This is a genomic window from Mesorhizobium sp. M7A.F.Ca.US.002.01.1.1, assembly GCF_004022955.1.
Taxonomy (GTDB): Bacteria; Pseudomonadota; Alphaproteobacteria; order Rhizobiales; family Rhizobiaceae; genus Mesorhizobium; species Mesorhizobium ciceri.
The window spans coordinates 1-1,978 of sequence record NZ_RZQE01000743.1; the positions used below are offsets into that span (position 1 = coordinate 1).

Consider the following 1,978-nt stretch of genomic DNA (forward strand, 5'->3'; position numbering starts at 1 on the left):
GTCACATCCTTGCGCTTGCGCAGGAGGTGGCGGATCGGCCAGGCAACCTCGGAGGTGGCCAGCGCCGTCGTCGCCACCTGGTAGAGCAGCGGCTGGAAGAGGTGATGGTTGCGCTTGTCGATCATGGTGATGCGCACGGGAGCGCCGGCAAGCGCACGGGTGAACTCGAGCCCGCCGAAACCCGCGCCGACAACGACGACATGATGCCTGGCTTCGTTCATTTCGTTCACCTTGATAGCAAGATTGCCTGTCCTGCATGTAGGTATTTTTGTGCAATGCAACAACAGATGGCCAGTGCCCGAGACTCGTCGTTGCATGTCGTGAATGCACATGTTGTATCGTATCGCGAGGTATAGCGTCATCGAACACGCGATGAGGTGAGGCATGGCCAACGATCGTGACGACGATGCTCCGGCGCAGTATTCTTCGCCGCCCTGTTTCATGCACGAACTCGATCCGGAATTCCGTGCGCCTTCGAGCGACTGGACCGATGTGAGACGCTGGCGCAAGGCTGAGCGCGAACGCCTGATCGCCGCGCGTCTTGCTGTTTCGGCCGACGCGCGAACGGTAATGTCGCAAGGCATCGCCGATGGCCTCGACGCGGTAATCGGCGAGATCGCCGGCCGCATGGTCAGTCTCTACTGGCCGTTTCGCGGCGAGCCGGATTTGCGGCCTTGGATGGCGTCCATAAACGAACGCGGCGGCCGCACCGCCCTGCCCATCGTCATCGAGAAGGGGCAGCCGCTGATCTTCCGCGCCTACAAAGCAGGCGACCGGCTGGAGAAAGGTGTCTGGAACATCCCAATCCCGGCCGAGGGCGATCCGGTGCTGCCGGACATCGTCATCTCGCCGATCGTCGGCATCGATCCCCTGAACTACCGCCTGGGTTATGGCGGCGGTTTCTTCGACCGTACGCTGGCAGCGATGCCGTTCAAGCCACTGGTCATCGGCGTCGGCTACGAGCTGCAGCGCATCGCGACCATCTACCCGCAGCCGCACGACATTCCGATGGATCGGGTGGTAACGGAGGCCTAGGCCATTTCCGGCTTCATGCCCATGGCGGTCCTGTCGACGATTTCGCGTAGCGCAAAGGACGAATTGATCTTGGTCACATGCGGCATCGCCGACAGCCATTCCTTGTGGATGCGCTCATAGTCGACGAGATCCTTCGCCGCGATCCGCAGGATGTAGTCGTATTCGCCCGACATCAGGTGACAGGACAGCACGTTCGGGCAGCGCTTGATCGCCGCCTCGAAATCCGACAGCGTCTTCTCGAACTGCCCCGACAGCGATATGTGCACGATCGCCGTCATCTGGTGGCCAAGTGCCACATTGGAAAGCCGGGCGTGGTAGCCGCGAATGGTTCCGGATTTCTCCAGATTGTCGAGCCGGCGCGAACAGGCCGACTGCGACAGGCCGACCTTCTCGGCCAGCGCCGCATTGGGTATCCTGCCATCCTTCTGCAAAGCCTCGAGAATGGCGATATCGATCCTGTCGAGCGGCATTATTCGTGAATCCTGCGAATATCTTGCTGTTTCGCGCAACAATTATCGAAACCGGCCGGTGGGCGCAAGCGCATTCGCAAACACCTGCGCAACGATTCGTGGTTCACTCCAGCCATACAGGGAACGAGCCCAAAAGGGCCGGATCAGGAGAAGAAAATGCGCGTCGGCTGCCCCAAGGAAATCAAGAACCACGAATACCGCGTCGGCCTCACCCCCGGCTCGGTCCGCGAATATGTCGCCCATGGCCACGAAGTGCTGGTCGAGACCGGGGCCGGTGCCGGCATCGGCGCCGATGACAACGCCTATCGCGCCGCCGGCGCCACGATTGCCAAGACGGCCGCCGAGGTGTTCGCCAAGTCGGACATGATCGTCAAGGTCAAGGAGCCGCAGCCCAGCGAATGGGCGCAGCTTCGCGAAGGCCAGATCCTGTATACCTACCTCCACCTTGCTCCGGATCCGGAGCAGACCAAGGG

The 1,978-nt window shown here is 61.4% G+C and carries 3 protein-coding genes and 1 pseudogene; 2 read left to right on the forward strand and 2 right to left on the reverse strand.

Going from position 1 to position 1,978, the window contains the following annotated elements:
* Positions 1-221, reverse strand: a 221-nt coding sequence (locus EN932_RS34920; protein WP_164890807.1) for an FAD-dependent oxidoreductase, incomplete at its 3' end; no start/stop codon positions are given.
* Positions 222-384: 163 nt separating this feature from the next.
* On the opposite strand from EN932_RS34920, the gene EN932_RS34925 reads away from it, so the two are divergent.
* Entirely contained in the window at positions 385-1,035 is a 651-nt protein-coding gene (locus EN932_RS34925) for a 5-formyltetrahydrofolate cyclo-ligase (RefSeq protein WP_127369647.1), read from the forward strand.
* Here EN932_RS34925 and EN932_RS34930 read toward each other — a convergent pair.
* Entirely contained in the window at positions 1,032-1,505 is a 474-nt protein-coding gene (locus tag EN932_RS34930) for an Lrp/AsnC family transcriptional regulator (protein WP_024505089.1), read from the reverse strand. The genes EN932_RS34925 and EN932_RS34930 overlap by 4 nt on opposite strands.
* Positions 1,506-1,661: 156 nt before the next feature.
* Here EN932_RS34930 and EN932_RS34935 point away from each other — a divergent pair.
* Positions 1,662-1,978 (forward strand): annotated as a pseudogene (locus EN932_RS34935) (alanine dehydrogenase); the annotation flags it as partial.

Bases quoted from the DNA above. Each gene is read 5' to 3' on its own strand.
- EN932_RS34925 (WP_127369647.1), top strand. From the start codon at position 385: ATGGCCAACGATCGTGACGACGATGCTCCGGCGCAGTATTCTTCGCCG.
- EN932_RS34930 (WP_024505089.1), bottom strand. From the start codon at position 1,505: ATGCCGCTCGACAGGATCGATATCGCCATTCTCGAGGCTTTGCAGAAG.